The sequence below is a fragment of the Sedimentitalea xiamensis genome, assembly GCF_030164465.1.
Classification (GTDB): domain Bacteria; phylum Pseudomonadota; class Alphaproteobacteria; order Rhodobacterales; family Rhodobacteraceae; genus Sedimentitalea; species Sedimentitalea xiamensis.
Genome location: NZ_JASNJE010000038.1, coordinates 19,718 through 36,631 on the forward strand (window position 1 = coordinate 19,718; position 16,914 = coordinate 36,631).

The 16,914-nt window shown below is 62.8% G+C and carries 14 protein-coding genes and 1 pseudogene; 12 read left to right on the top strand and 3 right to left on the bottom strand.

Annotation, left to right across the window (positions count from 1 at the left end; all coding sequences use genetic code 11):
- Both QO034_RS20490 and QO034_RS20495 read right to left on the bottom strand, forming a co-directional pair.
- The gene (locus QO034_RS20490; protein WP_284487390.1) at positions 1-540 is read right to left on the bottom strand and encodes a TadE/TadG family type IV pilus assembly protein; all 540 of its coding nucleotides are present in this window, start codon (positions 538-540) and stop codon (positions 1-3) included.
- On the bottom strand, positions 537-2,045 hold the full coding sequence (locus QO034_RS20495; RefSeq protein ID WP_284487391.1) for a pilus assembly protein TadG-related protein: 1,509 nt from the start codon (positions 2,043-2,045) through the stop codon (positions 537-539). Before QO034_RS20495 ends, QO034_RS20490 begins: the two co-directional genes overlap by 4 nt.
- Before the next feature lie 434 nt (positions 2,046-2,479).
- On the opposite strand from QO034_RS20495, the gene QO034_RS20500 reads away from it, so the two are divergent.
- From QO034_RS20500 to ribD, 12 genes are all read left to right on the top strand, one after another.
- Complete coding sequence (locus QO034_RS20500; RefSeq protein WP_284487392.1) at positions 2,480-3,910, top strand: Glu/Leu/Phe/Val family dehydrogenase; 1,431 nt, start codon at positions 2,480-2,482, stop codon at positions 3,908-3,910.
- 287 nt (positions 3,911-4,197) lie between these two features.
- The gene (locus QO034_RS20505; protein WP_284487393.1) at positions 4,198-5,451 is read left to right on the top strand and encodes a sarcosine oxidase subunit beta family protein; all 1,254 of its coding nucleotides are present in this window, start codon (positions 4,198-4,200) and stop codon (positions 5,449-5,451) included.
- A gap of 68 nt (positions 5,452-5,519) precedes the next feature.
- Positions 5,520-5,795, top strand: coding sequence for a sarcosine oxidase subunit delta (locus QO034_RS20510; protein ID WP_284487394.1), 276 nt, complete (start codon positions 5,520-5,522; stop codon positions 5,793-5,795).
- On the top strand, positions 5,792-8,725 hold the full coding sequence (locus QO034_RS20515) for a sarcosine oxidase subunit alpha family protein (RefSeq protein WP_284487395.1): 2,934 nt from the start codon (positions 5,792-5,794) through the stop codon (positions 8,723-8,725). Before QO034_RS20510 ends, QO034_RS20515 begins: the two co-directional genes overlap by 4 nt.
- A gap of 226 nt (positions 8,726-8,951) precedes the next feature.
- Entirely contained in the window at positions 8,952-9,263 is a 312-nt protein-coding gene (locus QO034_RS23315; protein ID WP_321170030.1) for a sarcosine oxidase subunit gamma, read from the top strand.
- Positions 9,264-9,299: 36 nt separating this feature from the next.
- Positions 9,300-9,605, top strand: a complete 306-nt coding sequence (locus tag QO034_RS20525; RefSeq protein WP_284487397.1) for a hypothetical protein — start codon at positions 9,300-9,302, stop codon at positions 9,603-9,605.
- A 39-nt stretch (positions 9,606-9,644) separates the two neighbouring features.
- A complete protein-coding gene (gene dnaG, locus QO034_RS20530; protein WP_284487398.1) occupies positions 9,645-11,588 on the top strand; it encodes a DNA primase in 1,944 nt (647 codons plus the stop codon).
- Positions 11,589-11,700: 112 nt separating this feature from the next.
- A complete protein-coding gene (gene rpoD, locus QO034_RS20535; protein WP_284487399.1) occupies positions 11,701-13,686 on the top strand; it encodes an RNA polymerase sigma factor RpoD in 1,986 nt (661 codons plus the stop codon).
- A 239-nt stretch (positions 13,687-13,925) separates the two neighbouring features.
- A complete protein-coding gene (locus QO034_RS20540; protein WP_284487400.1) occupies positions 13,926-14,336 on the top strand; it encodes a hypothetical protein in 411 nt (136 codons plus the stop codon).
- Between the two features lie 226 nt (positions 14,337-14,562).
- A complete protein-coding gene (locus QO034_RS20545; protein ID WP_284487401.1) occupies positions 14,563-14,982 on the top strand; it encodes a hypothetical protein in 420 nt (139 codons plus the stop codon).
- A gap of 256 nt (positions 14,983-15,238) precedes the next feature.
- Complete coding sequence (nrdR, locus tag QO034_RS20550; RefSeq protein ID WP_284487402.1) at positions 15,239-15,703, top strand: transcriptional regulator NrdR; 465 nt, start codon at positions 15,239-15,241, stop codon at positions 15,701-15,703.
- Entirely contained in the window at positions 15,700-16,797 is a 1,098-nt protein-coding gene (gene ribD, locus QO034_RS20555; RefSeq protein WP_284487403.1) for a bifunctional diaminohydroxyphosphoribosylaminopyrimidine deaminase/5-amino-6-(5-phosphoribosylamino)uracil reductase RibD, read from the top strand. Before nrdR ends, ribD begins: the two co-directional genes overlap by 4 nt.
- Positions 16,798-16,809: 12 nt before the next feature.
- Here the strand turns inward: ribD and QO034_RS20560 are convergent.
- Positions 16,810-16,914: pseudogene (locus QO034_RS20560) on the bottom strand (IS5-like element IS711 family transposase); the annotation flags it as partial.

Below are 16,914 nucleotides of genomic sequence, written 5' to 3' on the forward strand. Positions count from 1 at the left end.
TTACCTCGGTTCCTGAACGAAGGCAGAGGTCGCGACCAGCCGGAACTGGCCGGCCCCATCCTTCGCGATGTTCTTCCCGAGGCCGGTGGTCGGGAAGATCGGCGAGATCTTGGCGCAGGCACGCAGGATCATCAGGTCGTTGTCCTGCGCATCGTTCTTGAACTCGGTCTTGGGAATGACCTCTTCGGAATTGTCGGTGCAGTTCGCCGCCGCCGGGATATCGGTCCATGCGCGGGGGTCGCGCTGCACCATTTCCAGCAACATGTTCGTCTTGCAGTCCTGGATGAAACCGGTGCGGTCGCACAGCAGGTTCTTGATGTCGTCGTGCTGGGGAACCGTGCCGGTTCCGAGCCGTATGTCGCGCACGGTCATGTCCATCGCCCGTTCGAGCATCGCGTGCTGCAAGGAAACCATCCCCAGTTCCACCCCGGACAGCAGCAGGAAGAGCATTGCCGGAAAGGTGATGACGAATTCGATGGTGGAGTTGCCGTCTTCGGAGCGCCGGAACCGGCGCAGGAACGGGCGGGACAGACGTGTCATTGGGTCAGCCTCAGCTTGCGGATCGAGGTGGCGATGGAGTCAAACGCCGCCAAGATGTCCGATCCGTCGGAATTGAAGTAATGGCTCGCGGAACTGGCGCAGTCCTTCAGCGTCTTGATGCCTGTTATCGGGGCTTCCATGCCAATGGTGAAGACAATCACGTCGCGATCCTTCGCGGCGTCGCAGATATGCTTGGTGAATTGGTCCTTGGCGGCTTTTTCCCGCTTGGAGAAGGCCGAGGATATCCATGTCGCCCAGGCGCTGGAGGTGAAGCTGTAGTTCTCTTCGGCGTTGTATTTGAGCGAGGCGCGGTTGTTCAACTCGGGGAAGGTCAGTTCGACGGCGGTGCCCGGTTCGCTGCCATCGGGGGCGTTGCCGAAGGGGTATTCGCTCCATGCGTCGAGGTGGGGAATCCAGTATTTTGTTGCGCTCTGGTCATGATAGACGCTGTAGACGTCCGCTTCGGCGTTGTACCAGACATTGGACGGGCCTTCGCGCATGGTCGGGTTGATGAAATACTGATCTTCGTTCTTGCCGTCGGACATCACGATCAGCACTTTCAGCGTGTTCTCGTCAGTGTAGTCGACCGGCTTGCTGGCGTAGACGGACGGCACGATGCCCTTGGCTGCAAGGTCCGAAACGACGGGCCGGATGCTGGGATCCAGAAGGGTGATCCCCCATTTGACGCCCACGTCGATGGAGGTCGGCCCCAGCGCGGTCATCGCGTCGATGGCGGCGTGCAGCTTGGTGCGGTCGTTGGTGATCGGAACGATGGCGGAACCGGCGCGGATCGGGCAGACCGGCACCTGGATGGGCATGGTGCTGTGGGTATAGGGATCGAAATGCGCCGTGCGTTCGAGCGGCTGGGAGGCATCGATTGTGGTGCGGCTGAACTGGTCTTCGATGAAATTGACGCAATGCGAATAGCGGTGTTCGGCGGAAACGGTGAACCCGTTGTCATGGAATTCGTCCAGCAGCGTTTCGCCGACATTGACCTGGCTGGCATAGGGAATGATCGAGAAGGACACCGAGTCGTTGCGCGCCTGGGTCAGCATGTGGTCGATGAAGGTTTTCGCGGCCGTCTGCATGTTGCTCAGACGGCTGTTTTCAGCCATTGACCCCGAGATATCCAGCACCATCGAGATTTCCAGCGACTGGATGCGTTCTTCGGCGGCGCTGGCGGCGGGGGTGCGTATCGAATTCAGCCCAGTCATGTGCATGAACTGCGTCGCGACGTCGGCGCTGGCCGTTGCCGACACCGTCCGTGCACCGACGGAATCCGTGACCGACACACCGCCGAGGTATTCGCCCAGTTCCGCCTTGTTGAAATAATCCTGCACGACGGCGCCGGGTTCGATCTCCTGGTCGAGACTCGCGGCGGCCAGAACCGCCCTGTCCAGCGTGTATTGCAGCTTGGCGCGGTCGCGTTCGACCCGCATCAGATCGATTCCGATTCCGCCGACCATCAGCATCATCAGGAATATGTAGACCCCGAGAATGAGCATCGCTCCGTCTTCTTGACGGAAGAAGGCGCGCAGGAATGGCGGAGATCCGGGCGGGTTCGCGCTCGGGAGCGGGTGGTCTTCAGTCTGAAAGCGGTCGTGACGCGAAAACATGGTTCACCTCTCTTGCCGATACCGTTGAACGGAACGCCGGTTACACAGAGTCCAGTTTTGAATGCCGTGGGAACATGTTCAAAATAAGGCGAAGCGTGGCCAATTCGGGGGTCGGGTGCACCGGTTCTTGCAATGATCTCAAGTCCCGGAGCCGATTGTTTCAGGTGCGGCGACACCGCGCCGGAACCGCCTGACACTCGACGCCATTGATGCGTCCGTTCGCGGAATGGTCGGAAAAGTCGCACTTTTGGGAAGACGTGTCATAGTGTGGGCGCGACAGAACCGCATCCGCGAGTCGTGAAGACAACAGGGAAGGACAGGAAATGGCCCCGAAAACCGAGCCGAGTTTTCGCGAAAGCGTCGATCTGATGTTCAACCGGGCCGTCGCCCTGATGGACTTGCCGCCCGGCCTCGAAGAAAAGATACGGGTCTGCAATGCGACCTATACCGTCCGGTTCGGCGTCCGGCTGCGGGGACAGATCCAGACATTCACTGGCTACCGGTCGGTCCACTCCGAGCACATGGAACCCGTGAAGGGCGGCATCCGCTATGCCCCCAGCGTGCATCAGGACGAGGTGGAGGCGCTGGCGGCGCTCATGACCTACAAATGCGCGCTGGTCGAGGCGCCGTTCGGCGGCTCCAAGGGCGGCTTGAGAATCGATCCGCGCCAGTATGACGAATACGAACTGGAACAGATCACCCGCCGTTTCGCCTATGAGCTGGCCAAGCGCGACCTGATCCATCCGAGCCAGAATGTTCCGGCGCCCGACATGGGTACCGGGGAACGGGAAATGGCCTGGATCGCCGATCAATACGCGCGGATGAACACCACCGACATCAACGCGCGGGCCTGCGTGACCGGCAAGCCGCTGAACGCAGGCGGGATTGCCGGGCGCGTCGAAGCGACGGGACGCGGCGTGCAATATGCGCTGCGCGAGTTCTTCCGCCATCCCGAAGACATGGCCAAGGCCGGGCTGACCGGTTCGCTGGACGGCAAGCGGGTGATCGTGCAGGGGCTTGGCAACGTCGGCTATCACGCGGCCAAGTTCCTCGCCGAAGAGGATGGCGCGATCATTACAGGCATCATCGAACGCGATGGCGCGCTGTTCAATCCCCAGGGCCTGGACGTCGAAGCGGTGCACAACTGGATCAAGGGTCGCGGCGGGGTCACCGGGTTTCCCGATGCCGCGCATACCGCCGAAGGGGCGGCGGTGCTGGAAGAGGAATGCGATATTCTGATACCGGCGGCGCTGGAGGGCGTCATCAATCTCAACAATGCCGAGCGGATCAAGGCGCCGCTGATCATCGAGGCGGCGAACGGCCCGGTCACGGCAGGGGCGGACGATGTCCTGCGCGCCAAGGGCACGGTGATCGTTCCCGACATGTATGCCAACGCCGGCGGTGTAACCGTGTCCTATTTCGAATGGGTCAAGAACCTCAGCCATATCCGTTTTGGCCGCATGCAGCGCCGTCAGGAAGAGGCGCGGCATCAGCTGGTTGTCGACGAACTGGAACGTCTGGACCGGTATCTCGGCGATGCCTGGAGCATGTCGCCGGATTTCAAGAAACGATACCTGCGGGGGGCGGATGAACTGGAATTGGTGCGATCGGGCCTGGATGACACGATGCGCATCGCCTACCAGTCCATGCGCGACGTCTGGCATGAACGCGAGGATGTGGAAGATCTGCGCACCGCCGCCTATCTGGTTGCGATCGGCAAGGTCGCGGCCAGCTATCGCGCCAAGGGTCTCTAGTTCTGGCCCGGCATCCGGGGCCGTATCGGCATGGCCGGCGAAACCGGTCCGGGTCCTGAGGAACGATGTCTCGATCCGGCCGCCGCACGATCCGTTCGCGTGCCGGCGGATCGCCCGGTGGGGCGGTTTTCGCTTGCGCGGAGTCTCGTGCGCGATGCGGGTGGCATGATCGGAACCCGTCCTGGATTTCCCGGCGAACCTCCGGAAAAACAGCGGCTGAATGGATTTGGGCATTGATACGCTCCGGCCGGACTGTTTCTATCCCGCTGGACGAAGGGAAATGTTCGATGCGGTTCTCCGGCCTGAAAATTCTGAAGGAAGGTCTGACGGGCAACAGGGGCTGGACGCCTCATTGGCGGGACCCCGACCCGAAAGCGGAATATGACATCATTGTCATCGGCGGCGGCGGCCATGGCCTGAGCACGGCCTACTACCTGGCGCGGGATCACGGGTTGACCAATATCGCGGTGCTGGAGAAAGGCTATATCGGCGGCGGCAATGTCGGGCGCAACACGACCATCGTGCGGGCGAACTATTTCCTGCCGGGCAATTCGGAGTTCTACAGCCATTCCCTGAAACTCTGGGAAGGTCTGGAAGAGGATCTCAACTACAACGTGATGCATTCGCAGCGCGGGCTGATCAACCTGTTCCATTCCGACGGGCAGAGGGATGCCTTCGCGCGGCGGGGCAATGCGATGATCAACCAGGGCGATGACGCGATCCTGCTGGATCGCGACGGCGTGCGGGCGCATCTGCCCTATCTGGATTTCGAGAACGCCCGCTTTCCGATCTACGGTGGTCTCTATCATCCGCGCGGCGGAACTGCGCGCCACGACGCGGTGGCCTGGGGGTACGCCCGCGCGGCGGATCGGCGGGGCGTCGACCTGATCCAGAACTGCGAAGTCACCGGCATCGACATCGAAAACGGCAAGGTCACGGGCGTGCGGACCACGCGCGGGGCGATCCGCGCCCGCAAGGTGGGGATCGTGGTTGCCGGGCGGTCGGGGCAGGTGGCGGCGATGGCGGGGATGCGCCTGCCGATCGAAAGCCATGTCTTGCAGGCCTTTGTCACCGAAGGGTTGAAACCGGTGATCGACCACGTGGTCAGCTTCGGCATGGGGCATTTCTACATCAGCCAGTCCGACAAGGGCGGGCTGGTCTTTGGCGGCGACCTGGATTTCTATGCTTCCTATGCGGCCAGGGGGAACCTGCCGATGGTCGAGCATGTGATGGAAGCGGGCATGACGCTGATGCCGATGATCGGCAAAGCCAAGGTTCTGCGCAGCTGGGGCGGGATCATGGACATGACGCCAGACGGCTCCCCGATCATCGACAAGACGGATGTCGCGGGGCTCTATCTCAATTGCGGCTGGTGTTACGGCGGGTTCAAGGCCGTGCCGGGGTCGGGAAACTGTTTCGCGCATCTGATGGCCACCGACCGGTGTCACGGCGCGGCGACCGGGTTCCGGCTGGACCGGTTCCGGACCGGGCGCGGGCTGATGGATGAAGAAGGCACCGGTTCTCAGCACAATCTGCACTAAGCGCAGGGGGACAGGATGGGAGCCTCCGGCGGGAGTATTTGGACAAAGATGAAGACGGGGCGTGGCGCATGAGAATCACTTGTCCGATTTGCGGTGAACGGGATCGGCGCGAGTTCTATTACCAGGGGGCGGCGATTGCCCTGGCGCGGCCGGCCCCCGACGCGGGGGAGGCGGCTTGGGACGCCTACGTGCATCTGCGCGACAACCCCGCCGGCGTGACCCGCGATCTCTGGCAGCACGAGAGCGGATGCAGCGCCTGGATCGTCGTGACCCGCGATACTGTCACCCACGAGGTTCTGGACAGCGCGCTTGCGGCGGATATCGGGATGGAGGCCGGAGCGTGAGGATCGCGGGACGGGGAAGGATCGACCGCCGGTCGCCGGTTCGCTTCCGCTTTGACGGCATCGACTACTCCGGTTTCCAGGGAGACACGCTTGCCTCGGCCCTCCTGGCCAACGACGTCCGGCTGGTCGGGCGCTCGTTCAAGTATCATCGGCCACGCGGCGTGCTGACGGCGGGCAGCGAGGAGCCGAACGCTTTGATGACGATCGGCAGCGGTGCCGGTGCGGAACCGAACGTGCGAGCGACCGTTCAGGAGTTGTTTCCGGGGCTTGAGGCGCGCAGCCAGAACCGCTGGCCATCGCTGAATTTCGACCTGATGGCGGTGAACGACCTTGCCGCGCCCTTCCTGGGCGCCGGTTTTTACTACAAGACCTTCATGTGGCCGCGCGCCTTCTGGGAAAGGGTTTACGAACCCGTCATCCGGAATGCCGCCGGGTTGGGTGCGCTGTCCGGGGCGCATGAGCCGGACCGGAACGAAAAGGCTTATGCCTTTTGCGACCTCCTGGTCATCGGCGGTGGACCCGCAGGGCTGATGGCGGCGCTGGTCGCGGCGCGCGCGGGGGCCGACGTGATTGTCGCCGACGAGGACAGCCGCATGGGCGGGCGGCTTCTGGCCGAAACCTTCGAGGTGGGGGGCAGGCCGGGCGTGAACTGGGCTGACAATGTGATCGCCGAACTTAACGCGATGGACAATGTCCGCCTTATGACCCGGACCACGGTCACGGGCGTCTACGATCAGGGAACCTTCGGGGCGCTGGAACGGGTTTCGCATCATCTGGCGGTGCGACCCGAGGCCCTTCCGCTGGAAACCTTCTGGCGGATCCAGGCCCGCCGATCGATCCTGGCGGCGGGCGCACTGGAGCGTCCGGTGGCGTTTCGAAACAATGACCGTCCGGGGATCATGACCGCAGGCGCGGTTCGGGCCTATCTGAATCGCTGGGGCGTCTGCGCGGGGCGCAGGGTCACGCTTTTCGGCAATAACGACGACATGCATCGTACGGCCCGCGACCTCCTGTCGGCGGGCATCCATGTCGTGGCGGTGATCGACAGTCGCCACGACGCGCCAGATGGCCGGGGTTACCGGGTCTACAAGGGGGCTATGGTCTGTGACAGTTCCGGACGTAGGGGCCTGGAAAGCGTCACGGTGCGCAGTATCGGTGGCGAAGACAGGATCGCGACGGACTGTCTGGCCATGTCCGGTGGCTGGAACCCGACGGTCCATCTGACCTGTCACCTGAATGCCCGCCCGACCTGGCGCGAAGATATCCTTGGTTTCGTTCCGACGCCGCAGGCCGTTCCCGGTATGAGCGTGGCGGGGGCCTGCAACGGGGCATTCTCGACGCATGACTGCCTGCGTGAAGGGGCCGCGGCCGCGCGGGACACGCTGGAAGACCTTGGACTGAGAGCCGCTGCCATCGACTTGCCGGAGGCCGAGGACGCGCCCCATGCGATTTCGCCGCTCTGGGCGGTGCCGGGCAGCGGGCGGGCCTGGCTGGATTTTCAGAACGATGTCTGCGTCAAGGACGTCAGGCAGGCCGCGATGGAGAACTTCCGGTCGGTCGAGCATATGAAGCGCTATACGACGCAGGGAATGGCGACCGACCAGGGCAAGAACTCGAACGTCGCGGCCCTGGCGATCCTGGCGGATGTGACCGGGCGCGGAATCCAGGACACCGGCACCACGACGTTTCGTCCTCCCTTCAGCCCAGTGTCGATCGCCGCCATGGGCGCCGGGGCACAGGGCAAGGGGTTCGCGCCCGAACGGTTCACGACCAGCCACAAGGCCAGCGCCGAAAGGGGCGCACCGATGATCGAGGCGGGACTGTGGTATCGCCCGAGCTATTTCCCCGCGCCGGGCGAATCCCATTGGCGGCAAAGCTGTGACCGCGAGGTGAACATGGTGCGCACGAGCGTCGGCGTTTGCGACGTCTCGACGCTGGGCAAGATCGACGTTCAGGGGCCGGGCGCGGCGGCGTTCCTGGATTTCGTCTATGTGAACACTTTCAGTACCCTGAAGGTGGGGCGCGTGCGCTATGGGCTCATGCTGCGCGAGGATGGGCATGTGATGGACGACGGCACCTGCGCGCGTCTGGGCGACACCCATTTTGTCGTGACCACCACGACGGCGGCGGCGGGGCAAGTGATGCGGCACCTGGAATTCGTGCACCAGTGCCTGCGTCCGGATCTGGACGTTGCGCTGACCTCGGTGACAGAGCAATGGGCGCAGTTCTCGGTGGCGGGGCCGAGATCGCGGGACCTGCTGAACGCTGTGCTCGACAATCCCATTGCCGTGAAAGACTGGCCCTTCATGGCCTGCGGTCAGGTTTTTGTCGGCGGGGTCCAGGCACGGCTGTTTCGCATCTCCTTTTCCGGCGAACAGGCTTACGAACTGGCGGTTCCGGCACGGTTCGGCGACAGCGTTTTCCGAATTCTGCTGGATCATGCCGAAAAGATTGGCGGCGGACCCTACGGTCTGGAGGCGCTGAACGTCCTGCGTCTTGAAAAAGGCTTCATCACCCATGCCGAGATTCATGGGCGCACGACGGCCTTCGATATCGGCATGGACGCGATGGTGTCGGACAAGAAGGATTGCATCGGCAAGGCGATGAGCCGGCGTCCCGGCCTGACGGATCCGGATCGCGAACGACTGGTGGGTCTGAAACCGGCGGGGGAGGTTCAGCTACTGGTCGCGGGCGCGTATCTGTTCTCACCGGGCGACGACCCGGTGCGGGTGAATGCCCAGGGCTATGTCACTTCGGTCGCATTCTCGCCGACCCTTGGGCATATGATCGCGCTCGGTTTTCTCAGGAACGGGCCTGCCCGGCATGGCGAGCGCGTGCGGATGATCGACCACCTGCGCGGATTGGACGCGACCTGCGAGGTGGTCGACCCGGTTTTCCTTGATCCGGAAGGGGAACGTGCGCGTGATTGAACTTACATCAAGAACGCCGTGCAATGGGTTGCAGTTACTGGAAACAGCAGCCTGTTCGCTGACCGAGGTAGATCCGGGCAGGCTGACGATCATGGTGCCGTTCCGGGGCCAGGGCGCTGACCTGTCCGCCAGGTTAAAAAGCGCCCACGGTATGACGCTGCCCGGCCCGAACCGGGCGACGGGGAAGGACGGGAACAGGGCGATATGGTTTGGCCGGAGGCAGGTCATGCTGGCGGGATCTGAACCGGCGCCCGGACTGTCCGGACACGCGGTTCTCGTCGATCAGAGCGATGCCTGGGCCGTGGTCCGCTTGCAGGGGCCGCAGGCGACCGACGTTCTGGCGCGACTCGTGCCGGTCGATCTGCGCCCGCGTCACTTCAAGCGCGGCCATACGGTGCGCACCGATCTGATGCGCATGAACGTCTCGATTACGCGGGTCGCGGACGCGGCTTTCCTGATAATGGCCTTCCGGTCCATGGCCGCGACCCTGGTGCATGATCTTAAAACGGCCATGGAAGGTGTCGCCGCGCGGGGCTAGATTGTCAGCGACCCAAACTGATTCCGGAGAGTGCCCATGACCCGCCTGCCGATCCTGCCCGTGATCCTTGTCCTGACCGCCTCCACGGCCCTGGCGCAAAGCGAAAAGGAAATCGATTGCGGTTACCAGGCGGACGTGGCCGGAGCCGTTCAGCAGGCGCGGCTCGACGGCGTGTCGGAAAAGAACGTGCGGGAAAAGATCGAAGCGGGCAATCCGGCCTGGCCCGACCGCTACAGCAACGCCATTCCGGTCTTTGCCGCGCAGATCTACCAGATCAGGAAACGGGATCTGAAAAAGATCAACCTGCGCTCCGAATGGCTTGGCACCTGCCTGAACAACTGATGGCGTGCCCACTGGCCTGAACCTGTGGTATGAAACCCCATGAACTTGCCCGCCGGATTCCTTGATGAACTGCGCAGCCGCACCAGCCTGTCGCAAGTGGTTGGGCGCAAGGTCATGTGGGATGCGCGGAAGTCCAATCAGGGCAAGGGCGACATGTGGGCGCCATGCCCCTTTCATCAGGAAAAATCCGCCTCATTTCACGTCGATGACCGCAAGGGCTTTTACTATTGTTTCGGGTGTCACGCCAAGGGCGACGCGATTTCCTTCGTGATGGAAAGCGAAAATGTCGGCTTCATGGAGTCCGTTGAGATCCTCGCCCGAGAGGCCGGCATGACGATGCCGGCGAGAGATCCGAAGGCGCAGGAAAAGTCGGACCGGCGCGGGCAACTGGCCGAGGTGATGGAGCAGGCCGCGGCATTCTACCGTCTGCAACTGAAAACCGGCGCCGCCCATGCCGCGCGCAGCTATCTATCGGGAAGAGGGGTGACGGACCCGGTTCAGGAGCGGTGGGAGATCGGTTTCGCGCCGGATGGCTGGCAGTCCCTGTGGGACCATCTGCGGGGCAAGGGCGTCGCCGAAGACCTGATCTTCGGGGCCGGGTTGGCCAAGCCGCCAGGCAAGGGCGGCAAACCCTATGACACGTTTCGAAACCGGATCATGTTTCCCATCCGCGATGCCCGTGGACGATGCATCGCTTTCGGCGGACGGGCGATGGATCCGAACGACAAGGCCAAGTATCTGAATTCACCGGAAACCGATCTGTTCGACAAGGGACGCAGCCTGTTCAACCATGGACCGGCACGCGCCGCCGCTGGGCGGGGAAAGCCCCTGATCGTCGCCGAAGGATACATGGACGTGATCGCGCTGGAAAAGGGCGGATTTCCGGCGGCGGTCGCGCCGCTGGGGACGGCAATCACCGAAACCCAGTTGCAGATGTTGTGGCGCATCGCCCCGGAACCTGTCATCGCGCTGGACGGCGACACGGCGGGGCTGCGCGCGGCGATGCGGCTGATGGATCTGGCCTTGCCCTTGCTGGAAGCGGGGCAGTCCCTGCGTTTCGCTCTGATGCCGGAAAAGATGGATCCCGATGATCTGATCCGCGACCAGGGGTCCGCGGCGATGCAGAAGCTGCTGGATCAGGCCATTCCGATGGTCCGGCTGCTCTGGCGGCGTGAAACCGATGGCAAGGTCTTTGACAGTCCGGAACGCAAGGCGATGCTGGACAAGGCGCTGCGGGAAAAGATCAAGCTGATCCGCGACCCGTCCATCCGCAGTCACTATGGACAGGAGATCAAGAACCTCCGGTGGGAATTGTTTTCGCAACGGCGAACGGGCGCGCGCAGGGCGTGGACGCCGGGAAAACAGGCGGCTGCGGTGCCGCTAGAAGGAACCAAGGCCTCGATTCTGGCGGCCGCGGACGAGGCGATGCAGGATCACCTGCGCGAAGCGGTGATCCTCGCCACGGTGATCGCAGCGCCAGAGGTGATACCGGAATTCGAGTCCGGACTTGAGGCGATGACCTGCGCCGACCCTGTGCACAGATCCCTGCGGGATCTGATCCTGAGCCATCCGGCTACGGCACAAGGGCCACTTTCCGACAAGATTGCCGGGCAAATGGGTCCCGATACCCTTGAAAACCTGCACGCGCTGCGCCATGTCGCCATAAGCCCCTGTGTGCGCAATCCCGGCGATGTCGAACTGGCTCGGATGACCCTGAGCGAAGAACTCGCAAAACTGACGGCGCGGCGCGGGCTGACGGCTGAAATCGCCGAGGCTGTCGAGGATTTGACCGGGCTGGCCGACGAGGCGCTGACCTGGCGTCTGTCTCAGGCCGCGCAGGCCCGCAACCGGGCGGAACGGAGCGAACACGAAGACAAGGCAGAATACGATACCGGGGACAATGGCGCGCGCATCAACCGCCAGGAGCGTGACGCCTTCGATGCCCTTCTCGAAAAAATCATGCATTCCAAGCCGAAGAGATGAAGGTTTTGGTAAAGAATCGCTAAAGAAAACAGGGTAAGCGGGGTGACGAATCACCGAATCATGGCGATGATTCGGCGCAGCGAATCACCTCACGCCCTAGCAGGAGCACCATATGGCCGCCAAGGATAACGACGACCGCAAGCCCGATGATCAGGACGCTGACGTTTCGCTGGACATGAGCCAGGCCGCCGTCAAGAAAATGATCGGCGAAGCGCGTGAGAAAGGCTACATCACCTACGACCAGCTCAACCAGGTCCTGCCGCCGGATCAGGTGAGTTCCGAACAGATCGAAGACGTGATGTCGATGCTCAGCGAAATGGGCATCAACATCATCGAGGACGAAGAGGCCGAAGAGGAAGAGAACAAGGGATCGACGGCGATCGCGACGACCGAAAGCGCCCGCGATATCACCCTCTCTTCCGGCACGGCAGAGAAACTCGACCGCACCGACGATCCCGTGCGCATGTATCTGCGGGAGATGGGCAGTGTCGAACTGCTGAGCCGCGAGGGCGAGATCGCCATCGCCAAACGGATCGAAGCCGGCCGGAACACCATGATCGCAGGGCTGTGCGAAAGCCCGCTGACCTTTCAGGCGATCACCATCTGGCATGACGAATTGTTGAGCGAAGACATACTCTTGCGGGACGTTATTGATCTTGAGACCACTTTCGGCAACCAGATGGGCGAAGACGGTGAAGTCGACGCGCCCGTGGTCGATTCCTCGGTCGTGGCCGCGGCCAAGCCGGCCGAGGACGAGTCGCCGGAGCTGGATGCCGATGGAAACCCGATCCAGAAGGACGATGACGACGACGAGGACGAACAGGCGAACATGAGCCTGGCGGCCATGGAAGCCGCCCTGAAAGATCAGGTTCTCAATACGCTGCAAACGATCAGCAACGACTATGCGCAACTGTCGGAAATGCAGGACAGCCGGATCTCGGCGACCTTGAACGAGGACGGGTCGTTCAGCGATGCCGACGAATCCACCTATCAGGCGCTGCGCTCTGAGATCGTGTTGCTCGTCAACGAGTTGCATCTGCACAACAACCGGATCGAAGCCCTGATCGACCAGCTTTACGGCATCAACCGCCGGGTGATGTCGCTGGACAGCGCCATGGTGAAACTCGCCGACCAGGCGCGGATCAACCGTCGCGAATTCGTCGATGAATACCGTGGGCGCGAACTGGATCCGAACTGGCTTGCCGACATGGCGGAAAAGCCGGGGCGCGGCTGGCAGATGTTCATCGAACGCTCGACCGACAAGGTCGAGGAATTGCGCGCGGACATGGCGCAAGTCGGTCAGTATGTCGGTCTGGACATCAGCGAATTCCGCCGCATCGTCCAGCAGGTGCAGAAGGGCGAGAAAGAGGCTCGTCAGGCCAAGAAGGAAATGGTCGAGGCCAACCTGCGGCTGGTGATATCGATCGCCAAGAAATACACCAACCGCGGCCTGCAATTCCTTGATCTCATTCAGGAAGGCAATATCGGCCTGATGAAGGCGGTGGACAAGTTCGAATACCGCCGGGGCTACAAGTTCTCGACCTATGCGACCTGGTGGATCCGCCAGGCGATCACGCGGAGCATCGCGGACCAAGCCCGCACCATCCGCATTCCCGTCCACATGATCGAGACGATCAACAAGCTGGTCCGCACGGGCCGGCAGATGCTGCACGAGATTGGCCGCGAACCGACGCCCGAGGAACTGGCCGAGAAGCTCCAGATGCCGCTGGAAAAAGTGCGCAAGGTGATGAAGATCGCCAAGGAGCCGATTTCGCTGGAAACCCCCATCGGCGACGAGGAAGACAGCCAGCTCGGCGATTTCATCGAGGACAAGAATGCGGTACTGCCTTTGGACAGCGCCATTCAGGAGAACCTGAAGGAAACCACGACGCGGGTTCTGGCCAGCCTGACCCCGCGCGAGGAACGGGTGCTGCGGATGCGGTTTGGCATCGGCATGAACACGGATCACACGCTGGAAGAGGTCGGTCAGCAGTTCAGCGTTACCCGTGAGCGTATCCGCCAGATCGAAGCGAAAGCGCTGCGCAAGCTGAAACACCCGAGCCGCAGCCGGAAATTGCGCAGCTTCCTGGATCAGTAGTTTCAGGTTCGCGCCTTGCCATGATGGGTCCCGCGCGGCATCGGCCGGGCGGGGTTTTCATTGGGCGGCGTTTGTCGCGGCGGCGGATGTCCCTGAGTCTGTGCCGCCGAAATGATCGGTGCGAGAGCGTCGATCCGATTGCTTTTCCGGGATGCATGCCTTCATACTGTCGGTGAACCGGAGCGACCGCCCGAGTTGTGCGGCGGCGGGATTTCTTGCTCTAGCAAGGGAGAAAAACCATGCGGCGACATCTTTCGGGAGCCATCGCGCTCGCCATCCTGCTGGTGGGCGCGCCGGGCGCTGGCGACGCTTTTACCAGCCGGTCGGGTGCACGGGTGAATCCGGTCAATCAGGCCGTTTTCGAGGTGGTACCCAGAAGCAGCGGCAACGGGCCGATCATCTGGTGCGCTGCGGCGGACTACGCGCAGCGGGCGCTGAAAGCGCCGTGGCAGGCCCGCGTCTATGTGGCGCGCGGGCGCGGCGTCAGCGTCACGACGGGCAGGAGATCCGCTGTCCAGTTCACCCTGGACCCGGCCGCAGCGGGCATCGTTCCAAACGGGACGTCACTAAGCCTCAATTCCTTCGCGGTCGGGGATTCCATGTCTGTCCAGCAGGCGTTCGGCTACTGCCAGAAACAGATGGCATTCTGAACGCGGCGAGATGGCGGATGTCGGCCCGGATTCATTCGGAAGCGCGCCATTCATCGGCTTCAACTTGACCGCGCCGAATGGACCGGTCTAGCGTTTTATCTGCGCGCGTCGAAAGAGGATCGTCAAGTTCGCGGTGGCCGTTGCAACCTGACGGAGGGCTCTGAACCGTCCTTACTGCCTGACAGATGCCGGTGGGCGACAGGCACCGATGAACAAGGAGAATGACATGTCAATTCGAACTTGTATCGCAGCGGCCGCCGCGCTCATTGCCGCGCCGTCGCTGGGGTTCGCATGGTGGTCGATGAACCGCCACGAAGTGTTTCCGGTTTCGAACACCGTCTGGGAGGTCGTGTCCGAGGTCGGATCGAGCGCGGCGGACTACTGGTGCGGCGCGGGCGATTTCGCCCAGCGTGTCCTGGGGACACCCGCAGTGCAAAGGATCTATATCTGGCGCGAGATCGGACCAAGCGTGAACCGGCCCGGCAAGAATGCGGTGCAGTTCTCGCTTTCCCCGCCGGCGGGCGCCGATACGACGCCCCGTCTGTCGCTGTCGGTCAAGCAACCGGGCGACAACCTGGCGCGACATGCGGCGGTGCAATACTGTTTTCAGTATGAGGGTCCCGACATCTGGGACAGGGGATGGTAGTTCGCCTGGACCATGCGCGCCTGCCGACGATCTGACCCCATTGTCCGCGGATCGTTTCGGATACGGACGGAACGCCGGTCTGGCAGTCGTTTCAGCGGGGTTTGCTGGCAGCGGCCTGTGACCGGCAGGGGTAATGCTGCCCGCATCTTGGGTTCCCAAATCTCCACTACCCAAATCCTAGAGGGTCGCCTATAGTTGTGGATAAGTGCGTCACAGTGCGCACAACGAGAGGCAGATCAATTGAGGGGGATGGCCGATGCGCTGCCCGTTTTGCGGAAATATCGACACACAGGTCAAGGATTCACGCCCGGCGGAAGATCACGTTTCCATCCGGCGCCGGCGGTTCTGTCCGGCCTGTGGCGGGCGGTTCACCACCTATGAGAGGGTGCAACTCCGCGACCTCGTGGTGATAAAGTCGAGCGGCAAGCGCGAAGATTTCGACAGGGACAAGCTGGAACGTTCTATCCGCATCTCCATGCAGAAGCGTCCGATCGAACCCGAACGCATCGACCAGATGATCTCGGGCATTGTGCGGCGGTTGGAAAGCATGGGTGAGACGGATATTTCGTCCAGCAAGATCGGCGCCATCGTCATGGAGGCGCTGGCCCGGATCGATACCGTTGCCTATGTGCGTTTTGCGAGCGTTTACAAGAACTTCCAGGCTGCGGACGACTTCGAGGATTTCGTTCACGAACTGCGCCCGCAGACGCCTGAAGAGTGAACCGGCAAGATACCCGTTTCATGGCGATGGCCCTGGCGCTGGGACGACGCGGACAGGGGCAGTGCTGGCCCAATCCCTCCGTCGGCTGCGTGATCGTGCGCAACGGACGTGTTGTCGGCCGGGGATGGACCCAGCCGGGGGGGCGTCCGCATGCGGAAACCGAAGCGATTCGGCGGGCCGGCGATCTGGCGCAGGGGGCGACCGCCTATGTCAGCCTGGAACCCTGCGCCCATCATGGCCGGACGCCGCCCTGCTGCGATGCCTTGATCGCGGCCGGGATCGCGCGCGTGGTCGCGCCGTTCGAAGACAGTGACGCGCGTGTCGCAGGGCAGGGGTTCGGGAAACTGCGCGACCATGGGACCGAGGTCACGGTCGGCGTTCTGGCGGGTCAGGCCGCGCGCGACCATGCCGGGTTCTTCCTGCGCACCGAACAGGGCCGCCCGATGGTGACTCTGAAGCTTGCGGGCAGTTTTGACGGGCGGATCGCCACGGCGACGGGACAAAGCCAATGGATCACCGGACCCGAGGCGCGTCGCGTGGTGCATGGCCTGCGCGCGCGTCATGACGCGGTCATGGTTGGGGCGGGAACGGCCCGAGCGGACGACCCGGAACTGACCGTGCGGGACATGGGTGTGCCGCGGCAACCGGTGCGTATCGTTGTTTCGCGCCATCTGGACTTGCCGCTGCTTGGAAAACTGGCGCGATCCGCAAGGCAAACGCCGCTCTGGATATGTCACGGGGAAACGGCCGATCCGGAACGGGTGAAGGCATGGGATGGGCTGGGGGCGACGCTCTTGCCCTGCGCTTCGGACGGCATGCAACTCGATGCAGGCGACATCCTGCAACATCTGGGGCGGGCCGGTTTGACGCGGGTCTTTTGCGAAGGCGGCGGTTCGCTTGCGGCGTCCCTGCTGGCCGGCGACCTTGTGGACGAACTCGTGGGGTTCACGGCGGGGCTCGTGATCGGGGCGGAGGGGCTGCCGTCTGTCGGGGCGCTGGGTCTGGATGGGCTGGACAGCGCGACACGGTTCGAACTGGTGGAAACGCGAAGGGTCGGCGCCGACGTTCTGCACCGTTGGCGGCGTGCGCTCTAGGCGGCGTCTGCATTAGGCGAGCCATGTCATAGCACAGGCAAGGGCAACGAATGCCCGAAAGGACGAGATTGTCTTTTCGCAGCGCAGCGCGATACGACGGAACCGTTTGATCCGATT